General features: G+C 26.5%; 19 protein-coding genes. 3 read left to right on the plus strand and 16 right to left on the minus strand.

The features are described from left to right. Positions 1-52 precede the first annotated feature (52 nt). The 3 genes from JNUCC81_RS09440 to JNUCC81_RS09450 all read right to left on the minus strand — a co-directional run bounded on the left by JNUCC81_RS09440 (position 53) and on the right by JNUCC81_RS09450 (position 1,898). Complete coding sequence (locus tag JNUCC81_RS09440; protein ID WP_454096353.1) at positions 53-634, minus strand: tRNA (mnm(5)s(2)U34)-methyltransferase; 582 nt, start codon at positions 632-634, stop codon at positions 53-55. Between the two features lie 9 nt (positions 635-643). Continuing rightward, positions 644-1,360 carry a pseudouridine synthase gene (locus JNUCC81_RS09445; protein ID WP_454096354.1) on the minus strand — a complete coding sequence of 239 codons (717 nt, stop codon included), beginning with the start codon at positions 1,358-1,360 and terminating at the stop codon, positions 644-646. Between the two features lie 166 nt (positions 1,361-1,526). Next, positions 1,527-1,898 (minus strand): hypothetical protein, encoded by a 372-nt coding sequence (locus JNUCC81_RS09450; protein ID WP_454096355.1) that lies wholly within the window; start codon positions 1,896-1,898, stop codon positions 1,527-1,529. Between the two features lie 314 nt (positions 1,899-2,212). Between JNUCC81_RS09450 and JNUCC81_RS09455 the strand changes: the two genes are divergently transcribed. Next, positions 2,213-3,307 (plus strand): AI-2E family transporter, encoded by a 1,095-nt coding sequence (locus tag JNUCC81_RS09455; protein WP_454096356.1) that lies wholly within the window; start codon positions 2,213-2,215, stop codon positions 3,305-3,307. A 45-nt stretch (positions 3,308-3,352) separates the two neighbouring features. Here the strand turns inward: JNUCC81_RS09455 and JNUCC81_RS09460 are convergent, their stop codons facing one another. From JNUCC81_RS09460 to JNUCC81_RS09480, 5 genes are all read right to left on the minus strand, one after another. Continuing rightward, positions 3,353-3,979 (minus strand): hypothetical protein, encoded by a 627-nt coding sequence (locus tag JNUCC81_RS09460; protein WP_454096357.1) that lies wholly within the window; start codon positions 3,977-3,979, stop codon positions 3,353-3,355. A 149-nt stretch (positions 3,980-4,128) separates the two neighbouring features. After that, positions 4,129-5,370: a cation:proton antiporter gene (locus JNUCC81_RS09465; RefSeq protein WP_454096358.1), complete on the minus strand. Its 1,242-nt coding sequence runs from the start codon at positions 5,368-5,370 to the stop codon at positions 4,129-4,131. Between the two features lie 131 nt (positions 5,371-5,501). Further along, a complete protein-coding gene (locus JNUCC81_RS09470; RefSeq protein ID WP_208331483.1) occupies positions 5,502-6,110 on the minus strand; it encodes a hypothetical protein in 609 nt (202 codons plus the stop codon). Positions 6,111-6,236: 126 nt separating this feature from the next. Further along, the gene (locus tag JNUCC81_RS09475) at positions 6,237-7,922 is read right to left on the minus strand and encodes a hypothetical protein (RefSeq protein WP_454093238.1); all 1,686 of its coding nucleotides are present in this window, start codon (positions 7,920-7,922) and stop codon (positions 6,237-6,239) included. Positions 7,923-8,461: 539 nt separating this feature from the next. After that, positions 8,462-9,223: a YdcF family protein gene (locus JNUCC81_RS09480; protein ID WP_454093239.1), complete on the minus strand. Its 762-nt coding sequence runs from the start codon at positions 9,221-9,223 to the stop codon at positions 8,462-8,464. 378 nt (positions 9,224-9,601) lie between these two features. On the opposite strand from JNUCC81_RS09480, the gene JNUCC81_RS09485 reads away from it, so the two are divergent. Then, positions 9,602-10,948 (plus strand): alanine/glycine:cation symporter family protein, encoded by a 1,347-nt coding sequence (locus JNUCC81_RS09485; protein WP_454093240.1) that lies wholly within the window; start codon positions 9,602-9,604, stop codon positions 10,946-10,948. A 190-nt stretch (positions 10,949-11,138) separates the two neighbouring features. Here the strand turns inward: JNUCC81_RS09485 and JNUCC81_RS09490 are convergent, their stop codons facing one another. From JNUCC81_RS09490 to JNUCC81_RS09510, 5 genes are all read right to left on the minus strand, one after another. Continuing rightward, positions 11,139-11,780 (minus strand): peptidoglycan recognition protein family protein, encoded by a 642-nt coding sequence (locus tag JNUCC81_RS09490; protein ID WP_454093241.1) that lies wholly within the window; start codon positions 11,778-11,780, stop codon positions 11,139-11,141. Between the two features lie 198 nt (positions 11,781-11,978). Beyond that, positions 11,979-12,626 (minus strand): HD domain-containing protein, encoded by a 648-nt coding sequence (locus tag JNUCC81_RS09495; RefSeq protein WP_454093242.1) that lies wholly within the window; start codon positions 12,624-12,626, stop codon positions 11,979-11,981. A 147-nt stretch (positions 12,627-12,773) separates the two neighbouring features. Beyond that, positions 12,774-13,337, minus strand: a complete 564-nt coding sequence (locus tag JNUCC81_RS09500; RefSeq protein ID WP_454093243.1) for a hypothetical protein — start codon at positions 13,335-13,337, stop codon at positions 12,774-12,776. Positions 13,338-13,434: 97 nt separating this feature from the next. Further along, complete coding sequence (locus tag JNUCC81_RS09505) at positions 13,435-14,010, minus strand: TVP38/TMEM64 family protein (RefSeq protein ID WP_208331489.1); 576 nt, start codon at positions 14,008-14,010, stop codon at positions 13,435-13,437. Positions 14,011-14,045: 35 nt separating this feature from the next. Next, positions 14,046-14,699 (minus strand): hypothetical protein, encoded by a 654-nt coding sequence (locus JNUCC81_RS09510; RefSeq protein ID WP_454093244.1) that lies wholly within the window; start codon positions 14,697-14,699, stop codon positions 14,046-14,048. Positions 14,700-15,025: 326 nt separating this feature from the next. Between JNUCC81_RS09510 and JNUCC81_RS09515 the strand changes: the two genes are divergently transcribed. Then, entirely contained in the window at positions 15,026-16,690 is a 1,665-nt protein-coding gene (locus JNUCC81_RS09515) for a glutamine--tRNA ligase/YqeY domain fusion protein (RefSeq protein ID WP_454093245.1), read from the plus strand. Between the two features lie 41 nt (positions 16,691-16,731). Here the strand turns inward: JNUCC81_RS09515 and JNUCC81_RS09520 are convergent, their stop codons facing one another. From JNUCC81_RS09520 to JNUCC81_RS09530, 3 genes are all read right to left on the minus strand, one after another. Continuing rightward, positions 16,732-17,625 carry a YegS/Rv2252/BmrU family lipid kinase gene (locus JNUCC81_RS09520; protein WP_454093246.1) on the minus strand — a complete coding sequence of 298 codons (894 nt, stop codon included), beginning with the start codon at positions 17,623-17,625 and terminating at the stop codon, positions 16,732-16,734. Positions 17,626-17,737: 112 nt separating this feature from the next. Beyond that, on the minus strand, positions 17,738-18,379 hold the full coding sequence (locus JNUCC81_RS09525) for a lactate utilization protein (RefSeq protein ID WP_454093247.1): 642 nt from the start codon (positions 18,377-18,379) through the stop codon (positions 17,738-17,740). 171 nt (positions 18,380-18,550) lie between these two features. Further along, positions 18,551-18,685: a hypothetical protein gene (locus tag JNUCC81_RS09530; protein WP_286183933.1), complete on the minus strand. Its 135-nt coding sequence runs from the start codon at positions 18,683-18,685 to the stop codon at positions 18,551-18,553. Between the last annotated feature and the right edge of the window lie 10 nt (positions 18,686-18,695).

Here is an 18,695-nt window from a genome sequence, read left to right on the forward strand (position 1 = left end):
CCCTTATTTTTTAAAGTATTCATTCAAAAAAGCCATGCTTAAAGCATGGCTTTTAATACTCTTTTTTCTTTTCTATTAAAACTAATTGAGGAGGATTGTTTATTTGATTTATGAAACCACATTCTAATACATTGAATTCACTTTGGTCTAGGGATTTAACAAATTCATATACACTATTTTTTTCTTCCATTCCTCCAGGATGTCCTGTATAAATTGCAATACTTACTACTCCATGAGGTTTTAATAGGCTTAAGCTATGCTTAATAGCTTTTATTGTTGTATTTGGCTTTGTTATAATCATATGCTCGCACCTTGGTAAATATCCCAAATTGAATAAAACACATGAAACTTTCCTTTCAATATATTTGTCCATATTTTCATGGCCATCTAATATTAGTTTTACTCTATCTTGTAGGTTTTCTTTTACTAATTTCTTTTGTGTAGATTTAATTGCATCTTTTTGTATATCAAAACTATATACAAAACCATTCTCTCCAACTTTTTGTGCTAGATACTTTGTATCATATCCATTTCCCATAGTGGCATCTACTACAATATCTCCTTCTTTTATTACTTGTTCTAAATATAATTTATTTATATCTGTGACTTTAGTTAAATATTTAGCTTTTATCATAATACACCTCTATTTTATTGCTTTTAAATAATCTATTTCTTCAGAAGTTAAGTGTCTATATTTTCCGATTTCAGTTCCTTTTAGAGTAATTTTACCCATAGCAGCTCTTTTTAGTCTTTGAACTGGATGGCCTATTGATTTGCACATTTTTCTAACTTGTCTATTTCTTCCTTCATGTATTTTTATTTCACATATAGAATAATTTTTTTCTTCATTTTTATCTATTATTCTTATTTTTGCAGGAGCAGTTTTATAATCTTCTATATATAAACCTTCTTCAAACTGTTTCATTTTTTCACTTGAAGGTATACCTTTAACTCTTGCTATATAAGTCTTTGCAACTTCATGTTTTGGGTGAGTTAATTTGTAAGTTAAATCACCATCATTAGTAAGAATTAAAAGACCACTAGTTTCGTAATCAAGTCTTCCTATTGGATAAATTCTTTCTTTAATATCAGATACTAAATCTAATACACTCGGTCTATCGAATTGGTCTTTTACAGTTGTAATATAACCTTCTGGTTTGTTTAAAACTATATAAATATAATTTTCATTAATTCCAATTGTTATATTATCTATTTCTACTAGGTCATTTTTTTCATCTATATTAAATGACAACTCCTCAACAACTTTACCATTAACTTTTACTCTTTTTTCAAGTATTATTTCCTCAGCTTTTCTTCTTGATGCAACACCACAAGATGCTATATATTTATTAATTCTCATAATTCCACCTTCTTCTATAAGTAATTTGTTTTTATAAATTGATTTAACTTCTAACCTTTTTATTTTATATCTATCCAGAGTATCTGTAAACGATAATTTTATATAAATTTATTAAATTTTCTTTACTAGCTAAATAAAAAAGAACTCTATAAAAGAGTCCTTTGTATTATTCTTCATTAAAAAATATATTCATATCATAATTAGATATGTAGTCTCCAATATCACATAAGTTACTATGTAAATGATGGTATGCTTTTGGATAATTTTGATTTATGTAAGCTTCACTTAACCCTTGCTTATAAATTTTATATAAATAGTTTTCTTTAATATATTTATCTACAGAATCTTTGCTATAGTAAGAATACTCAGCTTTCAAAAATTTTCTTAATTCTCTAAGTATTTGCATGGCTTCTATTTTATTACCTTCTGAATATAACTTAATACCTTCATCAGCCTTTTTTGCATAGTATTTAGCACGTTGACTCATTTCTTCTTTTGTTATCGTTCTCTTATCAAATTCTAAAACTATATTCTCCATCTAAGCTTCCCTCCTCAAGATTTATAATACTATTTTTTTGAGGATTTTTTTAGTATTTATACAAAAAATTCATAAAAATTTCATTTTAGATTATATAGACTAATTTTTTTATTTAGGCTTAGCTTTAATAATTTTTTAAAATTACTATTTCAAAATAATAAAATATTTAATATATAAATTGGAAATAATATACTACATTACAACTGTAAATCATATAAATATTAACAATTACTTTACTTAATATTAGCAGATTTATTTGTTAATAGATTTTATATAATCATTTAGATTAATCAACATTATAAATAGGAGGTATTATGATTTCAAAAGAAAATATAAAATATTGTATATTCATAGCTTTTATATCAATTCTGATTTATAAAGCAATTGATGCTCCCATGAAATTTATTTCTGGAATTAGTGGTTTTATATCATTTTTTAGCCCTTTTTTACTAGGAATACTATTTTCATTGTTAATAAATCCTATGATGATGTTTTTTGAAAAAAATCTAAAATCACATAGACTATTAAGTATACTTATATCATATATAATAGTTTTTCTTTTAATTATTATAGGTTTTAAGCTTATAATTCCATCTATAATTGATGCACTAAATACTTTAATACAGGAAATACCTAATTATATAAATATGTTAAATGATTTTTTAAATAGGCATATGTCTGAGACAAAGGTATTAGAAATGGCTATCCCTCATATTCAAAATAATTTAAATGCTATACTTCAAAAGCTACTTGATATGTTTTCACGAATATCTTCAGATTTAATAGTTTATATATTTACTATAACATCTGTATTATTCAATATAGTAATGGGAGTAATTTTATCTATATATATGTTATATGATAAAGAGAAAATTGGAAGAGGATTAAAAAAAATCCTTTATGCTTCAGTACCTAAAGTAAGAGCTGATGAAACAGTAGAGTTTTTTAAAATATCTAATGATATTTTTTATAACTATATAATAGGAAAAATAATAGATTCTCTTATAATTGGTGTCCTTGCATTTATCGGATTTAAATTTATATTAAAAATTGAAAATGTTTTATTTTTATCTTTTATAATATTCTTAACTAATATAATACCTTATTTTGGACCATTTATTGGTGCCGTACCTCCAATTCTTATGACTTTAGTGTACGATCCTGTAAAAGCTTTTTGGGTTTTTGTCTTCGTACTAATACTTCAACAACTAGACGGAAATTTTATCGGTCCCAAAGTTATGGGTGATCAAATTGGACTCAGCGCTCTTTGGATAATTTCAGCAGTCTTAATTGGAGGATCATTATTTGGTCTTGTTGGAGTATTCTTAGGAGTTCCACTAGCTGCTGTTATAAAAATTTCAATAGATAAATATATTAATAAAAGAATTGATTTTAAAGATTCAAACTAATATATTTAGTACAATAAAAAAGTTATCTCAAATGAGATAACTTTTTTATTGTACTTGTGAGCTTTGTTGCGCATCTTGATTTTGTGGTGTTTCTTGAACTGAAGGCTTTTCTTGGACTACTGTTTCAGGTTTAGACTCTGGTTTACTTTCCTCAGGCTTAGATTCTGGCTTTTCTTCAGTTTTTTCTTCAGTAATTGCTTCTTTTTTAGGTTCTTCTCTTTTAATAGAGTTAAGCGCATCTCTTTCTACCCTACGCTTATCTTTCTTTGAAGTTAATTTAGCATTTTCTTTTCTTTCTTCTTGTTCTTGTTTATATTGTTCATTTAACTTTTCAAGTTCTTTTTTTAAGTTCGAAGCTTCACTTTTTATAGTTGAAGAACCACCCTTTATTTTTTCTAAAAATTCAAGTTCTTTTATTGCTTTTTTATAATTACCTTGTTCTTTATATTTATCTGTATTTTCCATTCTCATAGCTTGCATATACATGGCTCTTGCATTTTCATCAGCACTATCAACTTCTAATGCTTGTGATAAGAATTCTCTTGCATCACTATATTTATGCTTTTCTAAAGCATTTTTTCCTTGTTCAACTAGATTATTTTCATCTTCACTTGAACATCCAGTTAAAAATATTGATAATAGTGCTACAAGTAAAATTATTTTTTGTTTCATCAAATCCCTCCTCATTATCTAATATAAATTTTATCATAATTATCCTTTTTATAGGAGAAAATATCAAAAATAGTATATAAAAAACATATTTTGTCTTTTTATATACTATTTTTTTAAACTTTAATATTAAATATTTGAGATATGATATTTTAATTTTCTTCCAATACATTTAATTTTTTAGCTACAATATTTGTAGTACTTGCTTGTAGTAATAATGTTATTATTATTGTCATAAATACAGTTGCTGAAATAATTTCATAACCTGGAACTTTCATCGACACTATAATTCCTGATAAAGCTGCTGGTATTACTCCCGTTTCTCTAACCCACATCATAAATATTTTTTCATTTCTAGTCCAATTAGCTTCTTTATCAAATGCTGTACAAATTAAAACTACTAAAGGTCTTGCTATAAATATAAGTATTAATACTATTAAAATTGAGCCTAAGCCATATTTTAGTAAAGAGCTTACATCTAAATGTGTACCTAAAATTATAAATATAGCCATTCTTGCAATAGTGGATATATTCTCTCTAAAATATACTCCTGATATATAATTTTCATCAGGTATCCATAACCCAAATCGTTTTTTATTTCCTGCTATAAGACCTGCAATAAAGACTGACATATATCCACTCCCACCAAATCTTTCTGATATCTCGTAGGCAAATATAACCATAATTACTGATATTATTGGAGCATAATCATTAAAAATACCATATTTTTTATCTGAAGATAAGCCTATACCTATAAGCGCTACTCCTGTTCCTACTAATACGCCAATTACTATCATAGATATTAATTGAAATGTTGTCTCTAATAAACCCATTTGTTTAGATAATGTTATACCTGTAAGAATAGAAGTAAATAGTATTGCTCCAAATGCATCATTAAACGCTGATTCACTTATTATTGTTTGTTTTAACTTATTTTTAATTGGTACTTGCTTAAAAACTGGAATTAAACTGGCTGGATCTGTTGATGCGATTGTCGCTCCTAAAAGAAAACTAACTCCTATTGGTAAATTCAATATATAATAAGAACTTAAGCCTATTATACCTGCACTTATAAATACACCTAATGATGATAAAAGACCTACTGTTATTTTTACTTTATTTAATACTTTAAGTTTCACTTCTCTACCACCTTCATAAAGTATAAATGCAGACCCAAATGTTAAAATTATTTCATTTACTACAGGAAAAGATTCTATGTTAACTATATTAAAAAAGGTTGGTCCAAATGCTATTCCACAAATCAAAAATATAACTACATCTGGTAATTTTAATTTTTCACCTATCCATCCTCCTATTACACCAATTACAGATATAGATGCCATTATTAAAAGTAGTTCATTTGAACTTACTGCTGCTGTATTCATTTCTCCCATTTTTGAACCTCTTTTCTATTTTTAATATTTATTATTATGATTTGCATTTTTATAAAATTTAAATAGTAAATTTAAAAATATATAAGATTAAGAATAAAAAAATAAGCCTATTTAAAAATAGGCTTATTTTTTTATATATGTCTAAACAATTTATTTAAATTTAAATCTAAACACTCTATATTAAAGAGTTCTTTTTTGGGTAATATAGTTTCTATATTGGATGATGTAACTATTAAAACCTTTGGGGTTTCGAAAAATGGTATTGTAGAATTCATAATTTTCTCTTCTAAATTTTCATATTTAGATATATCCACTTCTCCATCTAAGTCTATATCTACAAGTATTTGTTTTTGTTCTCCATAATGGTTTATATATTCTATAAATAAATCATATTTTCTATTATCGACTGAAACGTTTCTATAAAATCTTTTTAAATTGTATCCACCCATATCAATTTTAATAGCTAATTCACTTCCTATAACTGCTTTCAATAATTCTTCACCACTATACATTTTACTTCCGTTTAGATAATATATATAAGAGTTATCTCTATATCCTGGATAATTTATATTACATGGATATTTTCTAAGTGTATATTCATTGCACATTTTTCTCAATGTTTTTTTAAACGGCTTTCTTCCATATTTTCTCCTTGTCCCAAAAACTTTTCCAACTTGGTTTTCCGTCATACATCTAACCCTACTTATTAAAATTAATATCTCCTTCTCAATTCCTATCATTTTGTCTAGTCTCCTTGAAGTTATTTAGTGTATCAAGTCGTAATACTATTATATTAAGATAGGATTATAAAATTTACATTTTTTACATAAAAAAATCGCATGTTACATGCGATTTTTCTTTAATATCTATTGTGCTAATTTTTCTTCTGCATTTTTTTCAGTTGGTGTAGCATTATTTTTATTTTTAGTATCTATATTACCAATATTTAGGTTATCAAATTTTATTATATCTACTAATCCTTTTTCACCTTTTTGGAAAGATATTTTTACTTTATCCCCAACATTAGTAAGTGGTATTTCTGTAGATATTTTAGATGTTGCATTAAATATAATATTTTCATTTGAATTTACTGTCATATAGTAATATGTATTTCCACTCTTAACATCTGGACTAATTCTTACAACTGTGCCTTCTAAATCTTGTGTAGTTGTATCATCTTCAAGTTTTATACTATTACCTTTTGATGATAATGCTTCTCTATAGCTTCTAAGAGCTTCTTCTTTTGTTTCTCCTAGACCAAGTACACTAAAATCTTCAACAGATATAAACGCTACCATCTTAACAAGTCCTGCTTTATCTTTTAATGATGATACATATGTAGGAGTTCCTAATATATTATACATTACAGGGAATGTAGCCTCATAATTTTTCTCTTGAACTTTACCTTCTGCAGATCTCATAGCTGCTGTTTCTGTAGCTCCTGGTTGTTTATATAACTTAGCTTCTTTAGTTCGACTATCAACTAACATAAATCCTATCGTTGATTCATCTCCTCCTGAAGACGTTATGCCTGTATACCAGTATGCTCTATTATCATTTCCATAAATTAAAGAGGTTCCTTCTGTTGGAACTAAAACACCTTCTTCTGATATTACTGAATTTAAAAATCCTTTAATATATAATCCCCAGTCATTTATTTGGTTAACAACAAAGTCTTGTGGCTGTATTCTATCAATCCATTCTGGGGTATTTTTTATATTATATTTTTTTATTTCTCCTGTTTCAGCATCAACAGTTGCTACTCCTGTAGCATCAGAACCACCATATCCTACGCTATGTTCATATAGTGTTGTTACCCAATATGGTCTACCTTCATCATTTATTTCTAAAGTAAAGTCACTCATACCTATATTCATAAGACCATTTACATACATATGTCTATGTAAATCTTGAAGTAAATAAGCCTCTGGTTGATATACTATTTTTATAGGCTTTCCATCAATTTCTTGAACTAATCTAACATCCTGAGGGTTACTTGCAGATACCATTACGTATCCATTTGTACCATCTAATGATGTTATCCATTTAATTATATCCCTATGTACTAGCGGTGCTACCCAGTATAAATTTCCTTTTACACTTTGAATATGGAAAGTTCCAAGTTTTGAAACACTACCTATAGCAGGAACCTCTCCAAGCTTTTTATCCCCTAACTTCATAGCCATAGCTTCATCTACAAGACGTATATCCTTTACACTTACAGGACTTACATCTTCTGCAAACTTGCTTTCTTCAACTTTACCTATTAAATTTCTATATGCTTTTGCATGTAATATAGGAGATGATGTTATAAATGGAGCTGCTATACTGTAAATTATTAGTACGATTGCTATTGTAAAATTATACTTAGCAATTTTAGATGTTTTCTCCCCTCTATCTAACATCATATCTAATACTCCTGCTACAGCAAAGAATATTATAAGTACCGAAAATAATGATATAAAATCTAGTCTAAGTACTGGCAATTTAACGAATGCGTAAATGGCTACAACTATTAACGCTATTCCATATGTTTGCAAAACTTTTTTCATTTAATACTCCTTTCAAAGTAAATAGTAATTAATACTATTATATCCATATTCTACAAAAAAATAAATATATATTTGCATAGTGTAGATGTTTAAACAATATAGCTTATTAATAATTTAAAATGTCATCTTTTGTCGTAATCCACAGTTTTATCTTTATGTATCATAGCAAACTCTTGCATAATCTCCCATCTTTCTTTAATATGCATTAATACAATATAATCATTAACTTTAGATAAACATTATTTTTTATTTTATCTATGATTCAAGTTTTTGCATCAAAAAAGAAGATATCTCAGTTGATTGAATATCTTCTTTTATGTATTGTTGATAGCTAATATCTTAATATGTTTATCTATAAAGTTTAAGCATCTTCTAATAGTATCAAACCTATTAGTTAATATAACTAATTTATACTTTTCATCTGTTTTTATTCTATTTAACTCTATTTTATCAGGTCTAGCTAAAGTGAATAAATTAGTAGCTTCCTAAATGACATTATATTTTGCATTTTAAATAAATCTATATTTACTAAAAATAAATTATCTATCTAGAATAAAACTTTTAGCTAATGCTAATGATTCACGTGTATAGAATAGTGGAACTAAATATGATACAGTTTTACTCGAATATACATTTATATTATCATATCCATTTCTTTTAGCTAGCATATTGCTCCTTAAAGCATGAAAATCAGTTGTAACTATTTTTACAGTATTTTTATCTATATTTTTTCTACTATGTTCTTCAATTTTTTCTTTAGAATATTTAAAGTTTTCATAGGTATTTGTTGATTTATCTTCTTTAATTATTTTATCACTAGGCACTCCATTTTTTATTAGATATCTCTTCATCGCTTCAGATTCTGATATTGTTTCATCTAACCCTTGCCCCCCTGATACAAGTACATATGACTTACTACCTGATTCGTTTATATATTTTAAAGCAGCGTCTAATCTATGTTTTAAAGTCAGACTAACACGATCACCGTTATTTAAACCTGCCCCTAATATCATTATATAGTCTGTACTTTCCTCATTATTTTTCGGGTAACCAATTATCATAACCTCAGAAAATATGAATATAATAAATCCTACTGATACCAATATCACTAATATTTTATTTACTTTAATAAAATATTTATTTGATTTAAGTTTTATTTTTAAAAAGTGATATATAATTAATAATATACCTAAAAATCCTAGCATTTCGCTAAATGCTATGATTCTATTACTAATTATATTAACCATTATGCAGTAAAAAAATATAGCTATCCCTATAATTAAATCTATGTACTTTCTCAAAATAATTTTAACCTCCCTGCAATTTCATGAATTTTACTACATTTTAATCATTAAAATATTATAATTCAAAAAGTTGATGAACTATATAATAAATAATTTTTATTCACTTCAATAATTTACCATAAATATGTATTTTTTTATAGAAAATGGATTGAAATTAGATTTAAATGGATTGAAACAATGATTTTCATACTGAAACCATTTTCCAAATTAAATAATATATAATTAACAATTATTATACCAAAAGGTACGTTACGTCATAGTCAGTATATAATATAATTTTTAAAAAAGTTATATTATATACAAAAACAACATACATAAATAACATACATATTTTTACAATATAAAATAACATATAAATTTAAGGAGGTATTTTTTATGTTTGATATGTTCAAACAACTAATAGATTGGTTGTGGCTTTATCCGATTTTAATTATATTAGTCGGAGGTGGCATAATAATGTCATTTACATTAAATTTTTTCCAAATAACTAAGTTACCATTTATACTAAAAGAAACATTTGGAAAAATATTTAAAAAAGGTGATGGAAATGGAACAATAACTCCATTCCAAGCAGCAACATCTGCATTAGCATCTACAATAGGAGCTGCTAATATAGTTGGAGTTCCTCTAGCTATAGCTACGGGTGGACCTGGTGCAATATTTTGGATGTGGATCATAGCTATATTTGGTTGTGCTCTTAAGTATTCTGAGATTATATTGGGTATAAAGTATAGAGTCAAAAATAATGAGGGTGAGTATGTAGGTGGCCCTATGTATTACCTTAAAAATGGAGCAAAATTACCTTTGCTTGGATCATTATTTGCATTTTTCCTAATGCTTGAAATAGCTCCGTCAATAGCTACTCAATCAGCTTCAATTGTACAAACTGCGTCAACTATAAATATAAACCCTATTGTAACAGGGATTACAGTTGTTCTTATAGTTGGATTAGTTGTATATGGAGGGATTAAAAGGATATCAAAAGTTACAGAGAAATTAGTACCTATTATGGCAGTTGCATATTTCTTAATAGCACTGATAGTTATATTAGCAAATTATAAAAGTATACCAAATACATTTGCTCTAATATTTAAAGGAGCATTTACTCCTACAGCAGCATTTGGTGGATTTGCAGGTTCTGTTTTAGCATCAACAATAAGAGCTGGTGCTGCTAGAGGTGCTTATTCAAATGAAGCAGGTATGGGTACATCAACAATAGCTCACTCAGCCGCAGTCACTGATTTTCCTGCTAGACAGGCATTATGGGGAGTATTTGAAATTATAGTAGATACGTTTTGTATATGTACTATAACAGCATTTTTAGTTTTAACTACAGGTATATGGTCAACTGTTGGAGCTGACAAAGCAGCCGCTATGCCATCTATTGCAGTACAAAGTGTATTTGGAACTAAATTTGGTGGAGGATTTTTAACTATATGTATGTTGATGTTTGTTCTATCAACTTTAATAGTTGTAATTTTCTATGGGGAAAAACAAGCAGAATATCTATTTGGATTAAAGGCATCTAAAATAGCAAGAATTGTGTATCTATGTTTTATAATGATAGGAGCTTTATGCAAATTTGATAATATAGTAGTTTTATTAGATGCTACATTAGCGTGTGTTATAGCAACAAATATGATAGGAGTAATAAAACTTAGAAAAGAAGTTAAAGAAGAATCTGACAAATTTTTTAAAAGTCAAAACATTAAATCAAATTAGTTATACAAAATAATAAACAAGTTAACTCATTTTAGAGATTAATCTTTACTATGAATTAGAGTGTATGAAAAATAAAGTGTGTATTCTTCCCCAAATACGATAATTAAATTAAGTTATTTGAAGGAAGATTCATACTTTATTTTATAGTTCTTTTAACATAAAAATAACTTAGCAATTGAAACCATATTATTTATATGGAATTAGCTAAATTTTCTTTAAATTCATTCCACTCTTTGTTATTATTATCTATTAATCGTGCTGGGCATAATTTTCCTGATGCATCTTTATGCATAATTACTCTATCTACAGGTATATTGTATTTTTCCATTAATTCTTTTACTAAATATACACAATTCTCTTTTACCATTTCCCATCCTTCAGATCCTTTTTTGTCATTGACACATAATTCTATACCTATTGTTGTATGATTAGTTTTGTCTCCTAAGATGTTACCTCTATCCCCTACATGATGTGCCGAATAATTATCTTGTAATGCATGTATTATTTTAGTTTTATCTACAATGTAATGTATAGAAACATGTCTATTATTATCTTGGAAGTATTTTCTATGACTATCAGCTCCTGCTTTTGGACTTTCGTTTGCAGTATCATGAATTACTATATACTTTTGACTATTATTAGCTTTGCTAAAATTTGTAGTATTAGTTATATAATCTTCATATACTGTTGTACCATTACCAAGAGTAATATTACCTAAAATTTTATTAGATGTTAAATTATCTAAGCTCCCTTCTAAATAAATATATTTATTAGAAAGTATTATAGCAACTAATAATCCAATTATTAATAATGCTTTACCTATTTTTTTCATTTAATAATATCTCCTTATATTGTAATATCAAGTCGTCACTTATATACAAATATTATCATACTTTTAAGAAATATCGCTTTTTTTGAATTATTAAATATCTTTTAATATAAAAAAGTAATGATTTTAATCTTACTACTCTCTTGATTTATAATATATACCAATTATAAACTGGAGATTAAGTATAAATAAAATTATATACTATTTAAAATTCCACTCACTATAAAACTCATCTAAGAAGATTTCCATAAATTTATGTCTTTTATTTGCAATCTCTTTAGCTGAGTCTGTATTCATTAAGCCTTTTAATTTTAATAACTTTTCATAAAAATGGTTTATAGTATAATTTTCTTTATTCTTTACCTCCTCTAGTGATGAAAATTTCATAGGCTTAACTAAAGGATTGTATAATGGCCTATTTTTATAACCTCCATATGTAAAGGTTCTAGCTATTCCAATTGCCCCAATCGCATCTAATCTATCAGCATCTTGAACAACTTTTCCCTCTATGGTATTTTGAGTCGAGTCAACAACACCACCTTTATATGACATTGTTTTTATTATATTAGTTATTTTTTTAATATAGTCTTGTGAAACATCTAATCCTTTAAGAAATTCCTCTATTAAACTTGTAGATGTTTCGTTAGTATTTGAAAATTTCCAATCTTCTATATCATGAAGTAAAGAGCTTAGCTCTACTATAAAACTATCTGCACCTTCTTTATCAGCTAAAAATTTTGATAAATTATATACTCTCTCTATATGAAACCAATCATGTCCACTACCTTCATTATATAATTTTTCTTTTACAAATTCTTTTGTTTTTTCTATGATAAAATTTCGGTCCATTTTTCCTCCTATTTTACAAACCTATAATTTAAAATTATTTATTTAGTTTAGTTAATGAACAATATATAACAATTGTTAATTTAATTATAACATAATAGATAATTTACAAAAAAATAAATACCTCTTCTAATTGTAAGAGGTATTTTTCTAAGCTTTTGCAATTTTTGACACATATGAATGTTCTTCTGTAGAGTATCTTGATAATAAACCTTCATATTCTAAATTTAAACTATTTAAGTCATAAAAATCATTCGGTCTTATTTCATACGAATTTTTATCACAAATATGTATTCCACTTTTTTGCAACATATCTGCTACAAAATGAGAACAGACATATTTATATTCTCTTTCTCTTGGTTTATTTATAGATAAATATACGAGCGCCCTAACATCATAATCATATTTTTTTCTATTTCTGCTTACTTCCATTATATTATCATATAACTTATTATATTGTGCGTCTGTTACATCTAATGAGTACACCCTACACATAGTATTTTTTCTAATAGCATATAATCCTTGATTTATATTCTCTTCAACAAATCCTGCAAATAATGGCGTTTTAGGATTTAGCCTTCCAAATGAATACATCGGTGCTAAATCTTGATTTAAGGCTATTGATACGTGTGCGTATGGGGTTTTACTTATATTTCTTATAAGATATGATAAGAATGTTCCAGTATAAGTCGTTATTATATATATCTGCTTCATAACCTTCCCCCCTTAATATTTATAAACTTAAGTATAACTATAATAGTTTAACACAAAGAATTAAATATTTCAAATTTTATAATTATACTGGTTACTTTTATTTATCTTTTTCATATGTTTCATGTATTCTGTTGTTTACATTGTTTCCAATAATCCATGATATAGCAATGCTTATTGAAAATACTATTATTTTAATTGGACTTGAGAAAAATGCTCCAACATCTTCTCCTACATAGCTTATTAGTAAAAACATAACAAATTTTCCAAATATCATTCCAGAAGCAAAACTCTTAAAATCTAACTGTACCAAGCCAGATGCTATGGTTATTAAAAAGTCTGGTATAAATGGACAAGAATACGATACAAATATACTGGTAAATCCTTGCTTTCTTATCCATGTTATTATTTCGTTTACTTTCTTGTTGTGCTTATATTTTTTAAATATATTATGTTTTGAAAATTTGCTTGCTAAAAAATATAATAAGATAGATGCTAAACTAGATCCTACCCAAGATACAAAAAATCCTAGCCACATCCCTAGTATAAAAACATTGGCTACTACTATTGCTACTAGGGGAAGTACTGGAATAAATGTTTCTACACTAATTATAATAAATCCTGCTATTATCGCTAATACCTTGTAATCTGACAGTGAATATAATATTTGTTCCATCTATGCACCTACTTTAATATCATTTGTATATAAAATTACTGCTTAACATTAATATTGTATTTAGATATAAAATCAATAAGATTATTTGCTTGAATTTCTAAATCTATTAATATATCTTTTTCAGTTATTTCAACTTTATTAAGAGTCGTTGGATAAATATCATTTTTATCTATTATGATCGTATTATTTTTTACTTCAAAAGGTATCTTTTCTCTATATTTTTTCAAACTTTCTTTTAATATTTTATCACTTATATTTATTTTACCTAGCTTTGCATCAGTAAGCACGATATTTAACTTATTTTCAACAACTTCTGGGATTAAATTTACTTCTAATTGACTATCTATGAATCCTAAAACTTTATATGGATACATAATTTTAACTTTACTATTATTTATATCTACATTAGCATGTTTGAAATCTTCTACATTATATTCATTCATAATAGTATAAATTATATTTTGAAACTCATCACTTGATATAGATACTTTTCCTTTTAATCTAAGAGGATTCTTAACTAATTGAAACTCATCTATAGAAGCATTTTGTAACAAGTCTTGTTCAGTAATAATCTTATTATTAGTATTTTGCGTGACTCTTTCTTTTGGTATTAATACGTAATATGTACCTCCTGTAATTATTATTAAAATAACCAATATAGATATCAGTATTTTTGCACCTTTTTTCATAATTTCTCCTCTCTTTATATATTAATAATATAGTGTGTTATATCCATATTATTGATATATAAGGTAAATATTATTAGTATATAATTATATTTCTTATATTTAATTATACAGTATATGTTAAAAATAGATTTTACTATTTTATTTTTATGGTCATAAAATATTTTAACTTTGATAATAATGATGAATATAAACATTTTATGTAAATTAGATTTAAATTAAAGCATTTATATCTTTATTTTTTTCCAATATTAGATTAAAATGAATATTATGGATTATAGTATCTTTATGTACTATATAAAAATTAATTAATTGAGAGGTATTATAATATGTCAAATGAAACTAATTCATCTAACTTTATAAAAAACATTATTATAAATGATTTAGAAACTAAAAAACATGATAGTATCATAACTCGTTTCCCACCGGAACCAAATGGATACTTACATATAGGACATGCAAAGAGTATTTGTCTTAACTTCGGTCTTGCTAATGAATTTAACGGAAAAGTTAATTTAAGATTCGATGATACAAACCCAGTTAAAGAAGATGTAGAATATGTAAATTCTATAAAAGAAGATGTTCAGTGGTTAGGCTTTGATTGGAATAACTTATATTTTGCATCTAATTACTTTGATGAAATGTATAAAAGAGCATTACTTTTAATAAAAAAAGGGAAAGCTTACGTATGTGATTTAACTCCAGATGAAATGAGAGAATATCGTGGAACTTTAACTCAACCCGGAAAAGAAAGTCCATATAGAAATAGATCTATAGAAGAAAACTTAGAGCTATTTGAAAAAATGAAAAACGGAGAATTTAAAGATGGAGAAAAAGTTTTAAGAGCTAAAATTGATATGTCATCTCCAAACATTAACTTTAGAGATCCAATAATATATAGAATTTCTCACTCAACTCATCATAATACAGGTGATAAATGGTGTATATATCCAATGTATGCATTCGCTCATCCATTAGAAGATGCAATAGAAGGAATAACTCATTCTTTATGTTCTTTAGAATTTGAAGATCAAAGACCACTTTATGATTGGTTTGTTTCTGAATGTGAAATGGAATCTACTCCAAGACAAATAGAATTTGCTAGACTTAATCTTACAAATACTGTTATGAGTAAAAGAAAATTAAAGCAACTTGTTGATGAAGGTGTTACTGATGGATGGGATGACCCACGTATGCCTACAATAGCAGGTCTTAGACGTAGAGGATATACTTCTGAAGCTATACGTAAGTTCTGTGCTGAAATAGGTGTATCTAAAGCTGACTCAACTGTTGACAGCCAAATGTTAGATTTCTTTGTAAGAGAAGATTTACAATCTAAATCACCTCTTGCAATGGGAGTAGTAAAACCATTAAAGTTAATTATAACAAACTATCCTGAAGGTCAAACTGAAATGATAGAGTTAGAAAATAACGCTAAAGATGAAACTATGGGAACTAGAACAGTTCCATTTGGTAGAGAGTTATACATAGAGCAAGATGACTTTATGGAAGAGCCTGTAAAGAAATACTTCAGGTTATTCCCAGGAAATGAAGTACGTTTAAAAGGAGCTTACTTTGTAAAATGTAACGATGTTATAAAAGATGAAAATGGAAATGTAGTTGAAATTCACTGTACTTACGACCCTGAAACTAAGAGTGGTTCAGGATTTACAGGTCGTAAGGTAAAAGCAACAATTCACTGGGTTGAAGCTAATAGTGCGGTTCCTTGTGAATTTAGATTATTCGAACCTTTAATACTAGATGATGCTCCTGAAAATGAAGGTAAGCACTTCTTAGAACAAATAAATCCAACTTCAATAGAAGTGTTACAAGGATTTGCAGAACCAACTCAACTTGAAACTGCAAATGCTTTTGATAAATTCCAATTTGTAAGAAATGGATTCTTCAGTGTAGATAACAAATATACTACTGATGAAAAGCTAGTATTTAATAGAGTCGTACCTTTAAAGAGTTCTTTTAAACCTGGCAAATAAAACTTAATTATAAATAAATAGAGAACAATAATTATTGTTCTCTATTCTTTAACAAATCCTAATATTTCTATTCCATCTTTAATACATTCAATATCAAGTGGAAAATCCGGTCCTTTTTCTCCATCTATATCTGTTATTAATCCATCTTCACACTCAATAGTTAATTTTTTTGTTTTAAAATATAATAGCTCATTTTCATTTAAGTGATCTAAGTGTTCTCCTCTTAGAACACTTATTAAAACTGGAATAGATTTTGGAATAGGCATACCTTTAAAAATTATAACATCTAAATATCCATCATCTATTTCTGCCTTATAAGCTAGATTTATATTTCCTGCTGTTTTTCCATTAAAAATTAGCATCAGATACATATCTCCATTATAGCTTAATTCTTCAGAGTGTACTTTTATATTAAATTTTCTCAAATAAAGTGCTTCTTCTATACCTTTTATATAGTATGATACTTTTCCTATGTAATTTTTTAAATCCTGATTTATTCTTTGAGACACATCAGTAAACATTCCTGCACTTGCTACATTTATAAAATATTTATCATTTATTTTACCTATATCTATTTTTTTAGGTTCTGATTTTATAATATTTTCTATAGCTTCTTTAATATTATTTGGAATTTTAAGCGCATTTGCAAAATCATTAGCTGTCCCAGTTGGTAATATACCTATAGGTAAATTTATATTACATTCTTTAATAGCATTTAATACCATATCTATAGTACCATCTCCACCGGCTAATAATAAATGGTCGTAAGTATCATCCATTTCATCAAATGCTTTACTTATAGGTTCTTCTATATTTAATCTATAGGGCATAAGTAGATAATTATTTTCTTGATATACTTTTATAATATCATCTAATTGATTATTAATCCTTTTCTCTCCTGAATTTGGGTTATATATTAGTTTTACTTTTTTCATTTTTCCTCCTTACGTTAATATAGCAAAGCATTTATATATTATATTAATATTATTTAAGTTTTATTTATTATAATATACAATGGCTAAATGCATACACAAGGACTCTTTGTTATTAATATCCAAAACTTTCATTTAGAAATATTACATGTATTCTATTAGCGGTTCTTTGCTTTTTTATAATAGCATATTCACAACATATTCTCTCTGGACTTGAACAATCCATACAATGTCCAACTGTCTTACAAGGTGTTTTGGTACCTATTCTTTTTGCATTTGCTGGTGCACTGATTTCTTCATTTCTTCTTATAGCATCATCCATATCTTTTACTATTTTATTTACTCCTGCTATTACTATCACTTTATCTGGACCATAAAGCATCGCTGCTATTCTATTTCCATTTCCATCAACATTATAAAGTTCTCCATTTTCAGTAATTGCATTTGTGCTAGTGAAATATGCATCTGCTGAAAATGTTTTTCTATACATTTCTTTTAAATCTTTAGCTGTAAGACCTTCTTCGTATCTGTCTAAGAATTCATACTTTCCATTTCTTAAAAAATCTATGATTCCTGTTTCAAATAAACTCATAGATCCACCACATCCTATTAAGTCCCCATCATTAATTAATTCTTGTATTTTATCTAAAAGTTCGTCTTTATTGTTAACTAAATATCCATTCATATTATTACGTTCTAAAGCTTTTATAGTTCTTTCTATCTTTTTTTCATTAACCCATACTACATTTTGATCCATAATATCTTTCCCTTCTAAAACAATTAATATTTAATAAATTTTGTATATACTTCCATTTTAACATACTTCTTTTACTGTATAGTTATATATTTTAATTTTAAATAAAAAAGCACTAGTATTAACTAGTGCTCTTTGGGGAGGTTAAATTAAAATAATTGTGAAGTTTTTTGACTATTTATTATCTAAGATAGTTCTAGTCGTATCTATATCTTTCGCCATACATCTTTGGCTGTTAATTCTCTCATTTACTAATAAGTAATTTGATATTCCTTTTAAAGTTTTTGCTATTTTTCTTAATACTATCATCTATTTTGCC

This window comes from Faecalimicrobium sp. JNUCC 81, from assembly GCF_053667625.1.